Annotated in this window: 12 protein-coding genes; 2 read left to right on the top strand and 10 right to left on the bottom strand. The window is 74.7% G+C overall.

What is annotated here, in order from left to right; translation table 11 throughout:
* Positions 1–239: 239 nt before the first annotated feature.
* The 10 genes from ACTWP5_RS19710 to rsmH form a co-directional block, all read right to left on the bottom strand.
* The gene (locus ACTWP5_RS19710; RefSeq protein ID WP_443222339.1) at positions 240–1,109 is read right to left on the bottom strand and encodes a cell division protein FtsQ/DivIB; all 870 of its coding nucleotides are present in this window, start codon (positions 1,107–1,109) and stop codon (positions 240–242) included.
* Positions 1,110–1,162: 53 nt separating this feature from the next.
* Positions 1,163–2,254: an undecaprenyldiphospho-muramoylpentapeptide beta-N-acetylglucosaminyltransferase gene (gene murG / locus ACTWP5_RS19705; RefSeq protein WP_443222338.1), complete on the bottom strand. Its 1,092-nt coding sequence runs from the start codon at positions 2,252–2,254 to the stop codon at positions 1,163–1,165.
* Positions 2,255–2,261: 7 nt separating this feature from the next.
* Positions 2,262–3,662: a putative lipid II flippase FtsW gene (ftsW, locus tag ACTWP5_RS19700; RefSeq protein WP_443222337.1), complete on the bottom strand. Its 1,401-nt coding sequence runs from the start codon at positions 3,660–3,662 to the stop codon at positions 2,262–2,264.
* A 103-nt stretch (positions 3,663–3,765) separates the two neighbouring features.
* Positions 3,766–5,262, bottom strand: coding sequence for a UDP-N-acetylmuramoyl-L-alanine--D-glutamate ligase (gene murD / locus ACTWP5_RS19695; protein ID WP_443222336.1), 1,497 nt, complete (start codon positions 5,260–5,262; stop codon positions 3,766–3,768).
* A gap of 2 nt (positions 5,263–5,264) precedes the next feature.
* On the bottom strand, positions 5,265–6,332 hold the full coding sequence (mraY, locus tag ACTWP5_RS19690) for a phospho-N-acetylmuramoyl-pentapeptide-transferase (protein WP_443222335.1): 1,068 nt from the start codon (positions 6,330–6,332) through the stop codon (positions 5,265–5,267).
* Positions 6,329–7,813, bottom strand: coding sequence for a UDP-N-acetylmuramoyl-tripeptide--D-alanyl-D-alanine ligase (locus tag ACTWP5_RS19685; RefSeq protein WP_443222334.1), 1,485 nt, complete (start codon positions 7,811–7,813; stop codon positions 6,329–6,331). Before ACTWP5_RS19685 ends, mraY begins: the two co-directional genes overlap by 4 nt.
* Positions 7,810–9,588 carry a UDP-N-acetylmuramoyl-L-alanyl-D-glutamate--2,6-diaminopimelate ligase gene (locus ACTWP5_RS19680; RefSeq protein WP_443222333.1) on the bottom strand — a complete coding sequence of 593 codons (1,779 nt, stop codon included), beginning with the start codon at positions 9,586–9,588 and terminating at the stop codon, positions 7,810–7,812. Before ACTWP5_RS19680 ends, ACTWP5_RS19685 begins: the two co-directional genes overlap by 4 nt.
* A 189-nt stretch (positions 9,589–9,777) precedes the next feature.
* Positions 9,778–11,652 carry a peptidoglycan D,D-transpeptidase FtsI family protein gene (locus ACTWP5_RS19675; protein WP_443222332.1) on the bottom strand — a complete coding sequence of 625 codons (1,875 nt, stop codon included), beginning with the start codon at positions 11,650–11,652 and terminating at the stop codon, positions 9,778–9,780.
* Positions 11,649–12,230, bottom strand: a complete 582-nt coding sequence (locus tag ACTWP5_RS19670; protein ID WP_443222331.1) for an FtsB family cell division protein — start codon at positions 12,228–12,230, stop codon at positions 11,649–11,651. The genes ACTWP5_RS19675 and ACTWP5_RS19670 overlap by 4 nt, the downstream gene beginning before the upstream one ends.
* Positions 12,231–13,214 carry a 16S rRNA (cytosine(1402)-N(4))-methyltransferase RsmH gene (gene rsmH, locus ACTWP5_RS19665; protein ID WP_443222330.1) on the bottom strand — a complete coding sequence of 328 codons (984 nt, stop codon included), beginning with the start codon at positions 13,212–13,214 and terminating at the stop codon, positions 12,231–12,233. It lies immediately after the preceding gene.
* Between the two features lie 507 nt (positions 13,215–13,721).
* Here rsmH and ACTWP5_RS19660 point away from each other — a divergent pair.
* Both ACTWP5_RS19660 and ACTWP5_RS19655 read left to right on the top strand, forming a co-directional pair.
* Positions 13,722–14,714, top strand: a complete 993-nt coding sequence (locus ACTWP5_RS19660; protein WP_443222329.1) for an AAA family ATPase — start codon at positions 13,722–13,724, stop codon at positions 14,712–14,714.
* Positions 14,714–16,024: a DUF58 domain-containing protein gene (locus tag ACTWP5_RS19655; protein WP_443222328.1), complete on the top strand. Its 1,311-nt coding sequence runs from the start codon at positions 14,714–14,716 to the stop codon at positions 16,022–16,024. Before ACTWP5_RS19660 ends, ACTWP5_RS19655 begins: the two co-directional genes overlap by 1 nt.
* The last annotated feature ends 31 nt before the right edge of the window (positions 16,025–16,055 follow it).

Below are 16,055 nucleotides of genomic sequence, written 5' to 3'. Positions count from 1 at the left end.
TCGCCTGGCGGGTGCCGCGTGCGCCGACTGATGCCGATGGGACGGAAGGTAATGCCGCCCCGAACCCTAACGCCTCAGTTTAGGGTTCCCGTGCTTGACGTTCCTTGGATTCCTCGGAACTGGACACTAAGCCGCAAGTGGTACGCGTTCAACGAACACGCCGAACCTCCCGTTTTTCTTTTCACCCTATGTGATCGGGCGCGGGGCGAGTCAACCAGGGCGCGTGCGGTGACCGCCGGTCAACTTCCCACGACGGCCGGTGCGCTCGGGACGCTGACGTCGAGACGGGTGGCGTCGGGCGCCGCCCTCAGCAGCAGACCCAGCGTGTCGACCTTGGCCGCGGTGTCCTCCGGACTCCCCCACCGCACGGTGCGGTTGCCGCTGAGCTCCAGCGTGATCCCGTCGTACGAGGTCGCCCGGATCGTGTGAACCTCGCGCCGCAGCTCCCGCGGCAGGGCCGCGGCGACGGCGACCGCTCCCTCGCGGACGCGGTCCGCGCCGAAACGGCGTGCGCTGCCGGTCGACCCGACGTCGAGTTCGAGCAGCGGCACGCCGGGGACGGCCCTGGCCACCTCCGCGAACGGCACCCCGGCGGCGTCCACCTCGGTGTAGCCCCCGGCGCTGCGCATCACCACCGCGGGCCGCCGTTCGGTGACCCTCAGCGTCACCCCGTCGGGCCAGGACCGGCCCACCTCCACCGACGCCACGCGGGGCAGGGCGTCCAGCAGTCGCTCGCGCACGGCTCCGGTGTCGAGCGAGACCAGGGGCTCGCCCATCGGCACGTCCGCCGCGGCGAGGACCTGATCCTCCGTCAGTCGGACGGGGTCGCCCTCCTCCCAGCTGACGGACACGCCCTTCACCCGCAGCCAGTCCGAGCCGTACAGCGCCCAGGGCACGAAGCCGCCGACGAGCAGCAGCAGCGCCAGGAGCAGCACGAGCAGGCGACGACGGCGACGCGGCGACGGCGCCGCCGAGCCCGCCGTGCGGCGCGGCCGGGACAGGCGGGGAAGGCGGGGCAGCCGTGGCAGCCGGCGGCGGGGCGGGGGCGGGCCGGCGTCGGCCGGGTCGCGGTGGTTCCCCCCGCGCTCGGCGGTCGTCGTTCCGGCCACGCTCCCTGGTCTCCCTCTCGCTCTCGCTCGTGTCCGCGCCGGCGACGCCGCCCTCAGGCGCGGCGCGCCGCGATGGCCTCGTACACCATGGCCAGCAGCAGCTCGTCGGCGTCCCGGCGACCGAACTCGGCGGCGGCGCGGGACATGCCGGCCAGCCGCCCGGGGTTGGTCAGCACGGGCAGCACGTTCTGGCTGACCCACTCGGGCGTCAGCTCGGCGTCGTCGACGAGCAGGCCGCCGCCGGCGCGCACCACGGGCTGGGCGTTCAGCCGCTGTTCGCCGTTGCCGATGGGCAGCGGCACGTACGCGGCGGGCAGCCCGACCGCGGACAGCTCCGCCACGGTCATCGCGCCGGCGCGGCAGAGCATCATGTCGGCCGCGGCGTACGCCAGGTCCATCCGGTCCACATACGATACCGGGAGGTATGGCGGCATTCCGGGCATGGTGTCCAGCTGCGGCAGCTCGTTCTTCGGGCCGACCACGTGGAGGATCTGGATGCCGGAGCGCTGGAGGACGGGTGCCACGGCCGTCACGACCTCGTTGAGGCGGCGCGCGCCCTGGGAGCCGCCGGAGACCAGCAGCGTGGTGAGGTTCGCGTCAAGACCGAAGGAGGCGCGGGCCTGCGTGCGGACGGCCGCGCGGTCGAGCGTCGCGATGGAGCGGCGCAGCGGGAGGCCGACGTAGCGGGCGTTGCGCAGCTTGCTGTCGGGGGTGGAGACGCCGACGTGGCGGGTGTAGCGGGAGCCGATGCGGTTGGCCAGACCCGGCCGGACGTTGGCCTCGTGCACCACGATCGGCACGCCCTGGCGCTTGGCCGCGAGGTACCCGGGCAGCGCCACGTACCCGCCGAAGCCCACCACGCAGTCGGCCTTCGTGCGCTCGATGACCTCCTCGGCCGCCCTGATGGTGCCCCGCAGCCGTCCCGGCACGGTGAGCAGCTGGGGCGTGGGCTTGCGGGGCAGGGGCACGGCCGGGATCAGCGCGAGCTCGTAGCCGCGCTCGGGCACCAGCCTGGTCTCCAGGCCGCGCTCCGTGCCCAGCGCCGTGATGCCGACGGTCGGGTCGTGCCTGCGCAGGGCATCCGCGAGGGCGAGCGCGGGCTCGATGTGGCCGGCGGTACCTCCGCCGGCGAGGACAACATGCACCGAAAGTTCACCGCTCCAGGTCAGGTTGCTGGGTCGATCTGTTGCGTCCGGCCCGCCCGGTCAGCCGCCTCGGGAGGGGCAGCCGGCGGCCCGTGGGCCGGGAGGCGAGGGCGGCCCTGACCGCCGGGTCGCTGCGCGCGAAGGCGATGAGCAGCCCGACGGCGAACATGGTGGGCAGCAGGGCGGAGCCTCCGTAGGAGAACAGCGGCAGCGGGACGCCGGCGATGGGCAGCAGACCCAGCACCCCGCCGATGTTGATCACGGTCTGGACCATCAGCCACGCCGTCACCCCGCCCGCGGCGTACCGCACGAAGGGGTCCTCCGTGCGTCCCGCCACGCGGACACCCGCATAGCCTAGAGCGGCGAAGAGGCCGAGGACCGACAGCGTCCCCGCGAGGCCGAGCTCCTCCCCGGTGACGGCGAAGATGAAGTCCGTGTGAGGTTCTGGCAGTTCGCCCCATTTCTCCACACTAGCGCCGAGGCCGGATCCGAACCAGCCGCCCGAGGCGAGCGCGTAGATGCCGTGCAGCGCCTGCCAGCAGCGGTCGTTCGGCCCCGGGTCCGAGGCGCCGAGGCAGGCCAGCCGGTCCATGCGGTGCGGGCTGGTGGCGATGAAGAAGACGCTGAGGGCGACGGCGGCCGACACGGCGCCGGCGAACAGGCGGGTGGGGGCGCCGGCCAGCCACAGCAGGGCGAAGAGGATCGCCAGCAGGATCATCACCGTGCCCATGTCACCGCCGACCATCACCAGGCCGCAGACCAGCAGCCCGCCGGGGAGCAGGGGGACCAGCAGGTGGCGCCACTGGGTCAGCAGCCGCCGCTCCCCCTTCCTGGCCAGCAGGTCCGCTCCCCAGAGCACGAGCGCGAGCTTGCCGAACTCGCTCGGCTGGAGCTGGAAGGGCCCGGCGACGGAGATCCAGTTCGTCGAGCCGTTGACCTCCACGCCGACACCGGGCACCTGGACGAGGAGGAGCAGGACGATGGAGACGGCCAGGAAGGGGTAGGTGAGGGCGCGCAGGAACCGCACGGACATGCGGGCGGCCAGCAGCAGCAGGACGGTGCCGAGCGCGGCGGCCACCAGCTGCTTGCGGAAGTAGTACGTGGCGGGCAGCTCGTAGCGCAGGGCCTGGATCTGGGAGGCGGAGAAGACCATCACCAGGCCGAGGAGGGTGATCAGCAGGCCGGTGCCGAGGACCACGTAGTACGCGGTCAGCGGCCGGTCCCAGGCGCGGCGGGCGCGGGCGAGCAGGCGCGAGGGGCCGAGGGGACGGGCTGGGCGGGGCGAGCGGGAGGGGCGGGAGGCCCGCGGCGGCCGGCCGGCGCGGGCGGGGCGCCGGGCGGGAGGCACGGGGCGCGCACGGGCGGACGGACGGGGGGCGGCCGGGTGGCGTGGCTGGTGCTGTGTCACCGTCGGCCCCTCCTTCGGCTCCCGCGGCCCCGCCCTGTCCTCGCCCCGTCTCCCATGCCCCGCCTCCACGCCCCACACCACGGGACCGGCCGGTGCCGGCCGGCTACCCTCGGCCGGCCCGCGGCCCGTCGTCACGGTCGGCGGCGAGTTCGCGGACGGCGGCGGCGAAGAGGTCGCCCCGTTCGCCGTAGTTCGCGAACATATCCCACGAGGCGCAGGCCGGCGCCAGCAGCACGGTGTCGCCCGGCCGCGCCAGGCCGGACGCCTCGCGGACGGCGTCCGCCATGGCCCCAGTGTCGGTCCGCGTCAGCTCCACGACCGGGACCTCGGGGGCGTGTCGCGCCAGGGCGTCGGCGATCAGGGCCCGGTCGGCGCCCAGCAGCACGACGCCGCGCAGCCGGTCGGCCGAGGCGGCGAGCAGCTCGTCGAAGTCGGCGCCCTTGGCCAGGCCGCCGGCGATCCACACGACCGAGGGATAGGCGGTCAGCGAGGCCAGGGTGGCGTGGGGGTTGGTCGCCTTGGAGTCGTCGACGAACCCGACGCCGCCGACGTCGGCCACGTGGGCGATGCGGTGCGGCTCGGGGCGGAAGGCCCGCAGGCCGTCGCGGACGGCCGCCGGCGCCACCCCGAAGGCGCGGGCCAGGGCGGCGGCGGCCAGCGCGTTGGCGACCATGTGCGGGGCCGGGGGCACGAGGTCGGCGACCTCGGCGAGCTCCCGCGCCTCGCGCCGGGGGTCGGCGACGAAGGCGCGGTCCACCAGCAGACCCTCGACGACGCCGAGCTGCCCGGGGGCGGGCGCGCCGAGGGTGAAGCCGACGGCGCGGCAGCCCTCGACCACGTCGGCCTCGCGGACGAGCGCCTCGGTGGCCGGGTCGGCGACGTTGTACACGCACGCGACCTCGTTGCCCTCGAAGATCCGGCCCTTGGCGGCGGCGTAGGCCGCCATGGAGCCGTGCCAGTCGAGGTGGTCGGGGGCGAGGTTCAGCACGGCGGCGGAGTGGGCGCGCACGCCGGGGGCGTAGTGGAGCTGGTAGCTGGAGAGCTCGACGGCGAGGACGTCGTGCGGCGTGGCGCCGGGCGCCTCGTCCGCGAGCACGACGTCCACCAGCGGGGTGCCGATGTTGCCGACCGCCTCGGTCCGCAGGCCCGCGGCGTCGAGCATCGCGGCGAGCATCCGGACGGTGCTGGTCTTGCCGTTGGTCCCGGTGACCGCGAGCCACGGGGCGGCGCCCGGCCCGCGCAGCCGCCACGCCAGCTCGACGTCGCCGATGACCTCGGCGCCGGCCGCCTCGGCGGCGGCGAACAGCGGGCTGTCGGGCCGCCAGCCGGGCGAGGTGACGACCAGCTCCGTCCCCTCGGGGAGGGTCGAGGTGGCGTCCGCCCCGAGGCGGGCCGCCGCGCCGTCGGCGGCCAGCTCGGCCGCGCGGGCGCGCTGCGGCTCGCCGTCGGAGCCGTCCACGACCGTGACGTGGGCGCCCAGGCGGGCGAGGGCGCGGGCGGCGCTGACGCCGCTGACGCCGATGCCCGCGACGGTCACGCGCCTGCCGGCGAGGTCGCCGCCCGTCCGGCCGCCGGTGGCGGGGTTCGCTGCGCTGGTCACGGTCACGAGTCTGCCAGCCAGGCGGCGTAGAAGAGACCGATACCGACGATGACGCACATGCCCTGGACGATCCAGAAGCGGACGACGACCAGGACCTCGCTCCAGCCCTTCAGTTCGAAGTGGTGTTGGAGTGGGGCCATCTTGAAGACGCGTCTGCCCGTGAGGCGGAAGGAGCCGACCTGGATCACCACGGACATGGTGATCAGCACGAAGAGGCCGCCGAGGAGGGCCAGCAGCAGCTCGGTGCGGGAGATGATGGCCAGCCCCGCCAGGGCGCCGCCCAGGGCCAGGGAGCCGGTGTCGCCCATGAAGATCTTCGCCGGTGAGGTGTTCCACCACAGGAAGCCGAAGAGGGCTCCCATCAGGGCGGCGGCGACGACCGCGCCGTCGAGGGGGTCGCGCACCTCGTAACAGGCGGGGCCGCTGGTGGAGCCGTCCCCGCCGCAGGTCTGGCCGTACTGCCAGACTCCGATGAAGACGTAGGCGCCGAAGACCATGACGGAGGCGCCGGTGGCCAGGCCGTCGAGCCCGTCGGTGAGGTTCACCCCGTTGGACATCGCCAGGATCATGAACAGCGCCCAGAGCACGAAGAGCACCGGGCCGATGGTCCAGGCGAAGTCGGTGGTGAAGGACAGGTGCGTGGAGGCCGGGGTGAGGCCGCGCGCGTCGGCGAAGTTCAGGGAGAGGATCGCGAAGGTGATGCCGACGATGAACTGGCCGAGCATCTTCGCGCCCGCGCGCAGGCCGAGGCTGCGACGCCGGACGATCTTGATGTAGTCGTCGAGGAAGCCGACCAGGCCCATGCCGGCCATCAGGAAGAGCACCAGCAGGCCGGAGATGGTGGGCTGCTCGCTCGTGATGACCTTGGTGAGGACGTACGCCACGAGCGTGGCGAGGATGAACGCGATGCCGCCCATGGTGGGGGTGCCGCGCTTGCTGTGGTGGTCGCGGGGGCCGTCGTCGCGGATGTACTGGCCGTAGCCCCGGCGGGCGAGCAGCTTGATCAGCAGCGGGGTGCCGACCAGGGTCAGGAAGAGTCCGATCGCACCGGAGAAGAGGATCTGCCTCATCGGGCGGCGACCTCGCCGTCCGCGCCACCGGCGCCCCTGGTGCCGCCCGGGGTGGCCCCCGCGGCGCCGTCCCCGGCGAGCTGGAGGGCGACCTGTTCCAGGCCGACCGCCCGCGACGCCTTGACCAGGACCACGTCGCCCGGCCGCAGCTCGTCACGGAGCAGCGTCACCGCCGACTCGGCGTCGGACACGTGCACCGACTCCTCACCCCACGAACCCTCGTTCCTCGCGCCCGCGTCCAGCCAGGCGGCCTCCCTGCCGCCCACGGACACGAGCCTGTTGACGTTGAGCCGGACGGCGAGCCGGCCGAGCGCGTCGTGCTCGTCGAGCGACGTCTCGCCGAGCTCCGCCATCTGGCCGAGCACCGCCCACGTGCGCCCCCCGGCGGCGTGGGCCCGCTCGCCCATGGCGGCGAGCGCGCGGAGCGCGGCCCGCATCGACTCGGGGTTCGCGTTGTAGGCGTCGTTGACGATCGTCACGCCGTCCGGACGCGTCGTGACCTCCATCCGCCACTTCGAGAGCGAGCCCGCGGCGGCCAGCGCCTGTGCGATCTCCCCGACCGGCATGCCGGCCTCGTGCGCGACGGCGGCGGCGGCGAGCGCGTTCGACACGTGGTGCTCACCGTAGAGCCGCATCGTCACCTCGGCGCGACCCGTGGGGGTGTGGAGGAGGAACGTGGGATGACCGTCGGGGGTGAGGCGGGCGGACTCGGCCCGGACGTCCGCCTCGGGCGACTCGCCGAACAGCACGACGCGCGCGGCGGTGCGGGCCGCCATGGCGCGCACCAGCGGGTCGTCCGCGTTGAGCACGGCCACGCCGCCGTCGGCGGCCGGCGGCAGCGCCTCGACCAGCTCGCCCTTGGCCTCGGCGATGGCCTCACGGCTGCCGAACTCGCCGAGGTGCGCCGTGCCGACGTTGAGCACGACGCCGATCGTCGGCGGCGTCAGCGAGGTCAGGTACCGGATGTGGCCGATGCCGCGGGCGCCCATCTCCAGGACGAGGTGGCGGGTGGACTCCTCGGCGCGCAGCGCGGTCAGCGGCAGGCCGATCTCGTTGTTGAAGGAGTCGGGCGTCCACACCGTGGGGGCGAGGCGGGCGAGCGCCTGCGCGATCAGGTCCTTGGTGCTGGTCTTGCCGGCGGAGCCGGTGAGGGCGACGACCGTGGTCCGGCCGGCGTCCGTCAGGCGGCCGACGGTGTGGCGGGCCAGCGCGCCGAGGGCGTCGGTGACGTCCTCGACCACGATCGCCGGCACCCCGACGGGGCGGGTGGCGAGCACGGCGACGGCGCCGGCGGCGACGGCCGCGGCCGCGAAGTCGTGGCCGTCGACGTGCTCGCCGGGCAGCGCGGCGAACAGGGCGCCGGGCGTGACCTGGCGGGAGTCGATGACCACGGGCCCGGTGATGCGGGGTGGCGGCTGAGGTATGTCGTGCGGGTCTCCCCGCACGACCGTGATGAGCTCAGCTAGGGGAAGGGGGATCACTGCTGTGGGCCTCGCCTGGCGTCGGGGGCTGGGTCGGACGGGTGATCGGAAGGATGCTCGGTGGCGGGTGGGGGGTTCGTCCCGCCGTGGGGGTGCGGGCCGCTCCCGCCGTGGGGGCGCGGGCAGCCGTCGCCGCGCTCGATGGCGGCGCGCAGCTCCTCGCGGTCGTCGAAGGGCCGGATCACGCCGGCGATGTCCTGGCCGCGCTCGTGCCCCTTGCCGGCCACCAGCACGGTGTCGCCGGCCTCGGCGCGCGCCACGGCGGCGGCGATGGCGGCGGTGCGGTCCTCCTCGACCAGCACCGTGCCGCGCTCGTGGGCGGGGACCTCGGCGGCGCCGGCGAGCATGGCGGCGAGGATCGCGAGGGGGTCCTCGGAGCGGGGGTTGTCGGAGGTGAGCACGGCGGTGTCGGCCAGGCGGGCGATGGCGGCGCCCATGGCGGGGCGCTTGTGGGGGTCGCGGTCGCCGCCGCAGCCGAGCACGGCGTGCAGCCGGCCCGAGGTGACCTTGCGCAGCGCGTGCAGGACGGACTCGACGGCGTCGGGCTTGTGGGCGTAGTCGACGACGGCCAGGTACGGCTGGCCGGCGTCCACGCGCTCCAGGCGGCCGGGGACGCCGGGGACGGCCCCCACGCCGCGGGCGGCGGCGGCCGGGTCGACGCCCGCGGTGGCCAGGGCCACGACGGCGGCCAGGGCGTTGGCGACGTTGAACGGGCCGGGCAGCGGGGCGGTGGCCGGCAGCGTCAGGCCGGAGGGGCCGAGGATGGTGAAGGTCGAGCCGATCGGGCCCACCTCGACGTCCCGGGCCCGCCAGTCCGCGTCGGGGTGGCCCTCGGCGGAGTAGGTGGTGACCGGGATGCCGGCCTTCGCCGCCTCGACCGCCAGGCGGCGGCCGTGCTCGTCGTCGACGTTCACCACGCCGGCGCGGGCGCGCGAGGGCGTGAACAGCTGCGCCTTGGCCCGGTAGTAGTCGGCCATGTCGGGGTGGAAGTCGAGGTGCTCGGGGCTGAGGTTGGTGAAGACGGCGACGTCGAAGACGCAGCCGTCGACCCGGCCCAGGACCAGCGCGTGGCTGGAGACCTCCATGGCGACGGCACGGACGCCGCGCTCCCGCATCACGGCGAAGAGGGCCTGGAGCTCGGTGGCCTCGGGCGTGGTGCGTTCGGAGGCGACGCGCTCGGCGCCGATGCGGGTCTCGACCGTGCCGATGAGGCCGGTGGTGTCCGCGCCGCCGAGGGCCTCGCGCAGCCCGCCCTCGATGAGGTACGCGGTGGTGGTCTTCCCCGAGGTGCCGGTGACGCCGATCTGGAGCAGCTCGCGGCCCGGGTCGCCGTAGATGGCGACGGCCAGGGCTCCCATGCGGCGGCGGGGTTCGGGCACCGTCAGGACGGGCAGACCGGTGGCGGCGGCCCGTTCGCGGCCCGCGGGGTCGGTCAGGATCGCGGCGGCGCCGCGGCTCGCGGCCTGGGCGGCGAAGTCCGCACCGTGGAAGCGCGCGCCGGGCAGGGCGGCGTAGACGTCGCCGGGGAGGACCGCGCGGGAGTCGTGGGTGATGCCCGTGACCTCGACCCCGGGGTCCGCCTCCGGGGTGCCCAGCAGCGCCGCCAGCTCCGGCAGCGGCACGGGCCGCACCCGCCGGGGGCGGGGCGGCGCCGGGGCGGTGCGGTCGGCGCTGTGATCAAGGTGGGGCACGGCCGTGAGCGTACCCGGCGGGCCCTGGGTGGGGCGAAACGAGGTGTCCGCCTGGGCGGCGGGGGTGTCGTCGTGAAGATTCATGCGGGGCGTCACCGGGTCACGGGGGTGGGCGGTCAGGATCGGTCGGGACGGGACGCGCGGACGGGACGCGCGGACGGGCGGGCGGGCGGTGGGCGGTCGGGTCTGTACGAACGAGTCTGTATCGGATTCGGGCTTCGGGGGATCGGGCTCCGGCGTTCGGGTTCCACGGGTTTGGCTACGGAACCCGTTCTACGGTTCGGGTTCGAAGGTGACCGGCAGGCCGGCGAACTCGGTGCCGGTCGGTGGCACCTGGAGCGCCTTGAGGGAGAACTGCATGACCTCGTTGAAGACCGGACCACAGACGTCGCTGCCGTAGTAGCTGCCCTCCGTGGGGTTCTGCACGGCGCAGTACACGGTGATCCGGGGGTTGTCGGCCGGTGCGAAGCCGGCGAACGAGGAGGTGTACCCCTGGTAGCCGCCGTCCTCGGCGTCGAAGCGGTTGGATGTGCCGGTCTTCCCCGCGACGCGGTAGCCGGGGATCTGGGCGGCCGAGCCGGTGCCGAGCGGATCCGTGACCACCGTTTCCAGCATTCGGGTGAGCTGGGTGGCGGTCTCCTCGCTCACCACCCGGCGCCGGTCGGGCTCCGGGGCCGGCTGGAAGGTGCCGTCGGGTCCCGTCGTGCCGCGGACCAGGGTGGGCTCGACGCGCTCGCCGCCGTTGGCGATCGTCGAGTAGACGGAGGCGGCCTGGACGGCGTTGACCGACAGTCCCTGCCCGAACGGGATCGTGTACTGCTGCGAGGCGTTCCACTCCTCCGGGGCGGCGAGGATCCCGGCGGTCTCGCCGGGGAAGCCGAGGCCCGTGGGCTGGCCGAAGCCGAAGTCGCGCAGGTAGGAGTGGAGGACCTGGTTGGCCTCCGGCTGGGTGTCGCCGAGTTCCTCCGAGGCGAGGATGGTGCCGATGTTGCTGGAACGGGCCAGGACGCCGGCCAGCGTGAGGTAGTAGGTCTCGTGATTGTGGTCGTCGGCGAAGTTGCGGTCGGCGCGCGGCAGCCGGTTCGGGACGGTGACGTGGGTGTCCGTGGTGGCCGCCCGCTCCTCCAGCACCGCCGCCATGGTGACGACCTTGCTGGTGGAGCCGGGCTCGTAGGCGTCCTGGAGCGCCGGGCTGCCGAGGAGCTCGGGGTCGGTGGAGGCGACCTCGCCCGGGTCGTAGCCGGGGGCGCTGGCCAGGGCCAGCAGCTCGCCGGTGACGGCGTCCTGGACGACGACGTAGCCGTCGTCGGCTCCCGACGCCTCGACCTGCTCGGTGATGGCGTTCTGCGCCGCCCACTGGATGTCGGTGTCGAGGGTGAGCTGGACGTCGCTGCCGGGGACGGCCGGGTCCTCGTGCTCGCCCGCGGTGGGCACGCGGCGACCGCCGGACTGCGCGTACGTGATCGTGCCGTCCTCGCCGACGAGCTGGGCGTCGAGCTGGGCCTCCAGGCCGCCCGCCCCGTCGCCCTGGCCGTCGACGAAGCCGAGGACGCCCGCGGCGAGCTCGCCGTTGGGGTAGACGCGCTGGCTGGTCTCCTCGGCGAAGACCCCGGCGAGCACGTGGTGTCCCGTGCCCTCGGCCGCCTGTTCGGCGAGGTTGGTCTTCAGGTCCTGGATCTGCCGCCAGGTCTGCGGGGTCTGCTTGCGGGCGAGGACGACGTACCGGGAGTCGGGGGTGCGCAGCAGCCGGGTCAGCTCGCCCACGTCCCCGCCGAGGATGGGGGCGAGCAGGGCGGCGGCCTGGGCGGGGGCGTCGCGGGCGCCGGTCTGTTCCCTGGTGAAGAGGTACGGGTCGGCGGTGATGTCGTAGGCGTCGACGGTGGTGGCCAGCGCCGTGCCGTGGCGGTCGGTGATGGCGCCGCGCTCGGCGGTCAGCGGCAGCGTGATGAAGCGGTTGACGGCGGCCTGGTCGGCGTAGTCGGCCGCGTCGACGGCCTGGACCTGGAGCAGGCGGACGGTGAACGCGACCATGACCAGGGTCAGGCCGAGGCCGATCAGCCGCAGCCGCGGCCGGGGGTTGGCCAGGCGCAGTGAGGGGCGCCTGGCCGGGCCGGCGGGCGGGCGGGGGCGGGTGCCTGCGCTGCTCACGGTGTCCCCCCTGGCTCGGCGTCAGCGTCCGCGTCGGGCGACGCTGAACCGGTGTCGGCGTCGGTGTCGGTGTCGGTGTCGGGTCCGACGTCGGTGTCGGCGTCGGGTGCGGAGCCCGTGCCGGTGTCGGAGTCGGTGTCGGAGGGTGTCGCGCCGGCCGTCCCCACCCCGGAGTCGTCCTCGTCCTCCCCCTCGCTCCCCTGGCCGGACTCCTCCGGCGGCGGGGACGGCGCGGGGCTCGGATCGCCCAGGATCGAGCCGTCGGGGCTGAGGAAGGCGGGCGGGCCTCCCGGGACCAGGCCGAGCTCGCGGGCCCGTTCGGCGAGCGCGTCGGGGGCGGCGTGGGCGTCGACCTCGGCCTGGAGCTCCTGCTCCTCGTCGGTGAGCTCCTGGGTCTCCCTGCGGAGCTCGCCGAGTTCGAAGGACCCCTCGTTGAGCGAGGCGTTCAGGAAGAGCAGGCCGAGCATGCCGGTCGAGAGCAGCGCGACGACCAGCAGCACGAACGGGGTGCGGGCCGCGGCGGTGGAACGCGGCGGGCGCGGGCGTTCCTCGGCGGGGGCGGGGGGTCGCGGGGTCACCTAGAGGGCCTCCCGGACGCGTTCCGCGGCGCGGAGCCGGGCGGGGGCGGCGCGGCTGTTGTCGGCGAGCTCCTCGGCGTCCGGCCGCTCCGCGCCGCGGGTCAGCAGCCGCAGCCGGGGCTGGTACCGCTCGGGGACCTCGGGCAGGCCCGGTGGGGCGGTGGGCGCGGCGCCCCTGGCGAGCACCCGCTTGACCATGCGGTCCTCCAGGGAGTGGTAGGAGAGCACGGCGAGCCGGCCGCCGACGGCGATCGCGGCGAGGGCCGCGGGCAGGGCCCGTTCGAGGGCGGCGAGCTCGCCGTTGACCTCGATGCGCAGGGCCTGGAAGGTCCGCTTGGCCGGGTTGCCTCCGGTGCGCATCGCGGCCTGCGGCAGGGCGCCGCGGATCAGCTCGACGAGCCGGGTGCTGGTGGTGATCGGCTCCCTGGCGCGCTCGGCGACGATCGCCTCGACGATCCTGCGGGCGAAGCGTTCCTCCCCGAAGTCGCGCAGCACGCGGACCAACTCACCGGGCGGGTAGGTGTTGACGACGTCGGCGGCGCTCGCCCCGGTGGTGGGGTCCATCCGCATGTCGAGGGGGGCCTCACGGGCGTAGGCGAAACCGCGCTCGGCCTCGTCGAGCTGCATCGAGGAGACCCCGAGGTCGAACAGGACGGCCTGGACGCCGCCGACCACCGGGATGCCCAGGCGGCCCAGCGCGTCGGGCAGTTCGTCGTAGACGGCGTGGACGAGGGTGGCCCGCCCGCCGTGGTGCGCCAGCCGCTCGCCCGCGAGCCGCAGGGCCTCGGGGTCGCGGTCGAGCGCGACGAGGCGGACCGTGGGGAAGGCGTCGAGGAGGGCCTGCGCGTGACCGCCGAGGCCCAGGGTGCAGTCGACGACGACCGAGCCGGGCTCGCGCAGCGCCGGTCCCAGCAGCGCGAGGCAGCGCCGCAGCATCACGGGACGGTGCCGGGTCGCCGGCGGCCGGTCGTTGCTGGTGGTCATGGTCTTCCCGTCGGGAGGTGAGACGGTGGTCGGAGAGCGACCACGGTGGTGCTCGTGGCCTCTCACGTGCGCGTCACCCTGGGGTCAGACCGACCCTAGCCCACCTGCCCGGCTGGTCAACGACTGAGGGCCGTCGTGTGGCGGCGTTTCGGCGCCGGCCACGACCCGCGACGTGCTGTGATTCGCGTCACGTGCGGGGTGTCGGCGACGCTCCGGCGCCGCTCGGGCGGTGGGCTGACCCTCCGTCACCGCCCGTGGGGACGGCACGAGGTTCCACCCCCGCGTGCGCGGCGCGTCGACTCTCCCGCACACTGAGAGTATCCACCGACGCGTGGCCACCCGCCATGACCGGGTGGTCGCCCCGCGTGCCCGCCGATGACGGGCACGCGGCCTTGTGTGAAGAATGCTCCGGGGGGCGGCAACCACCCGGCGGTTTCCACGTGTCGGGAATATCGGGGTCCGGTCGGGTGTGGGGCCGGCGTGGGAGACATGGCCGAGGAGGGCCGGGTGACGACCTATGGGGAGCGGAACGACCTCACCGATCTGAGTGCCACCGCGGATCAGGTGCGCCGGGCGGTGGAGAGTGTGATCGAGGGCAAGCCGGAGGTCGTGCGTCTCTCGCTGACGGTGTTGTTGGCCGGCGGGCACCTGCTGCTGGAGGACGTGCCGGGCGTCGGGAAGACGATGCTGGCCAAGACGCTGGCGAAGGCGATCGACTGCACCGTGCAGCGGATCCAGTTCACCCCCGACCTGCTGCCGTCGGACATCACGGGTGTGAGCGTCTTCGACCAGAAGCGGAGCGAGTTCGAGTTCAAGCCCGGCGCGGTCTTCGCGAACATCGTGATCGGCGACGAGATCAACCGCGCCTCCCCCAAGACGCAGTCGGCACTGCTGGAGGCGATGGAGGAGCACCAGGTCACCGCCGACGGCAGGACGTACGAGCTGCCGAACCCGTTCATGGTGATCGCCACGCAGAACCCGGTCGAGATGGAGGGCACCTACCCGCTGCCCGAGGCGCAGCGCGACCGCTTCATGGCCCGCGTCTCCGTCGGGTACCCGAGCCCCGAGGCCGAGCTGCGGATGCTGGAGTCCCACGGCGGCTTCTCGCCGCTGGACTCGATGCGGCCGGCCGCGGACACGCAGGAGATCGTCAAGCTGATCGAGGCGGTGCGCGAGGTGCACGTCTCCGACGCGGTGCGGCGGTACGCGGTGGACCTCGTCACCGCCACCCGCACCCACCCCGAGCTGCGCCTGGGGGCCTCGCCGCGGGCCTCGCTCCAGCTGCTGCGCGCCGCGAGGGCCGCGGCGGCCCTGGCGGGGCGCGGCTTCGTGCTCCCGGACGACCTCCAGCAGCTGGCGGTGCCGGTGCTCGCGCACCGCCTGCTGCCGACGGCGCAGGCCCAGCTGAACCGGCACACCACCGAGCACTTCGTGGCCGACATCGTGCGCCGCACCTCGGTCCCCGACCCGTACGCCGCGCAGCGCCTGCGGGGCTACTGATGGCGGGGCCGGGCCCGGGCCGCACGGGGGCGGACGACCGGGGGCCGCTGCGCGCCGCGTTCAGCGGCCTGACGACGCGGGGCCGTTCGTTCCTGGCGGCCGGCGGCGCCGCGGCGGCCTGCGCCTACCTGCTGGGGCAGCCCGACCTGCTGCGGGTCGGCGCCCTCCTGATGGCGCTGCCCGTGCTGTGCGTGCTGGCGGTGTACTTCACCCGCAACCGGGTGGCCGCGGCCCGGCGGCTGTCGCCGGCGCGGGTCTCGGCCGGCTCGGAGTCGCGGGTGCACCTGCGGGTGGAGAACGTCGGCCGCGTGCCGAGCGGCCTGCTGATGCTCCAGGACCGGGTGCCGTACGTGTTGGGGCCGCGGCCACGCTTCGTGCTGGACCGCATCGAGCCGGGCGGTCGGCGCGAGGTCTCCTACCGGGTCCGGTCCGACCTGCGGGGGCGCTATCCGCTGGGCCCGCTCCAGCTGCGGCTGGCCGACCCGTTCGGGATGGTGGAGCTCAGCCGCTCGTTCCACGCCTACGACGTGATGACCGTGCTGCCGCGGATCGAGCCGCTGTCGGTGGCCCGGCTCGGCGCGGACACCAGCGGGCACGGCGAGGACGGGCAGCGCACCATCGCGCTGGCCGGTCAGGACGACGTCATCCCCCGCGACTACCGGTACGGCGACGACCTGCGCCGGGTGCACTGGCGGTCCACCGCCCACCGGGGAACGCTGATGGTGCGGCGCGAGGAGCAGCCGTTGAAGGCGCGCTGCACGGTGGTGCTGGACACCCGGCGCGTCGGGTACGGCGGCGTCTCCGCCGGGCTGACGGGGCCGCGCTCGGCGTTCGAGCTGGCGGTCTCGGGCGCCGCCTCCGTCGTCTCGCACCTGGTGGCGCAGGGGTACGCGGTGCGGCTGGCGACGGACACCGGCACGTTGCTGCCGGGCCCGGACACCGAGGTGGTGGACCCGTCCGAGGTCACCGGGATGATCATGGACAGCCTGGCGGTGGTGGACCACTCCGCCAACGCCTCGCTCAAGCGGCTGCGGACCGCCGTGTCGGGGGGTGAGAGCGGCCTGCTGGTCGCCTTCCTCGGCTCGGTCGACCGTGGACAGGTGGAGATCCTGGGACGGCTGCGGCAGCGGGCGGCGGGAGCCGTCGCCTTCGTCGCCTCCGGCCAGGTGGACGCGGCGCTGGAGGCGGCGCGGCTGGACCGGCTGCGGTCGGTCGGCTGGACCGCCCTGGCGCACCGGCCCGACGTGCCGCTGGCCCAGCTGTGGCAGCAGGCCGCGGCGACGACGGCCAGGCCGGGCGGCCTGCGGTAGCGGGAGGTCAGGCGAGGGGTGAGCGGGTGAG

This window comes from Streptomyces sp. 4N509B (assembly GCF_052245655.1).
GTDB lineage: Bacteria > Actinomycetota > Actinomycetes > Streptomycetales > Streptomycetaceae > Streptomyces.
Note: the sequence above shows the minus strand (reverse complement) of the source record. Positions and strands in the feature narration are given on the sequence as shown.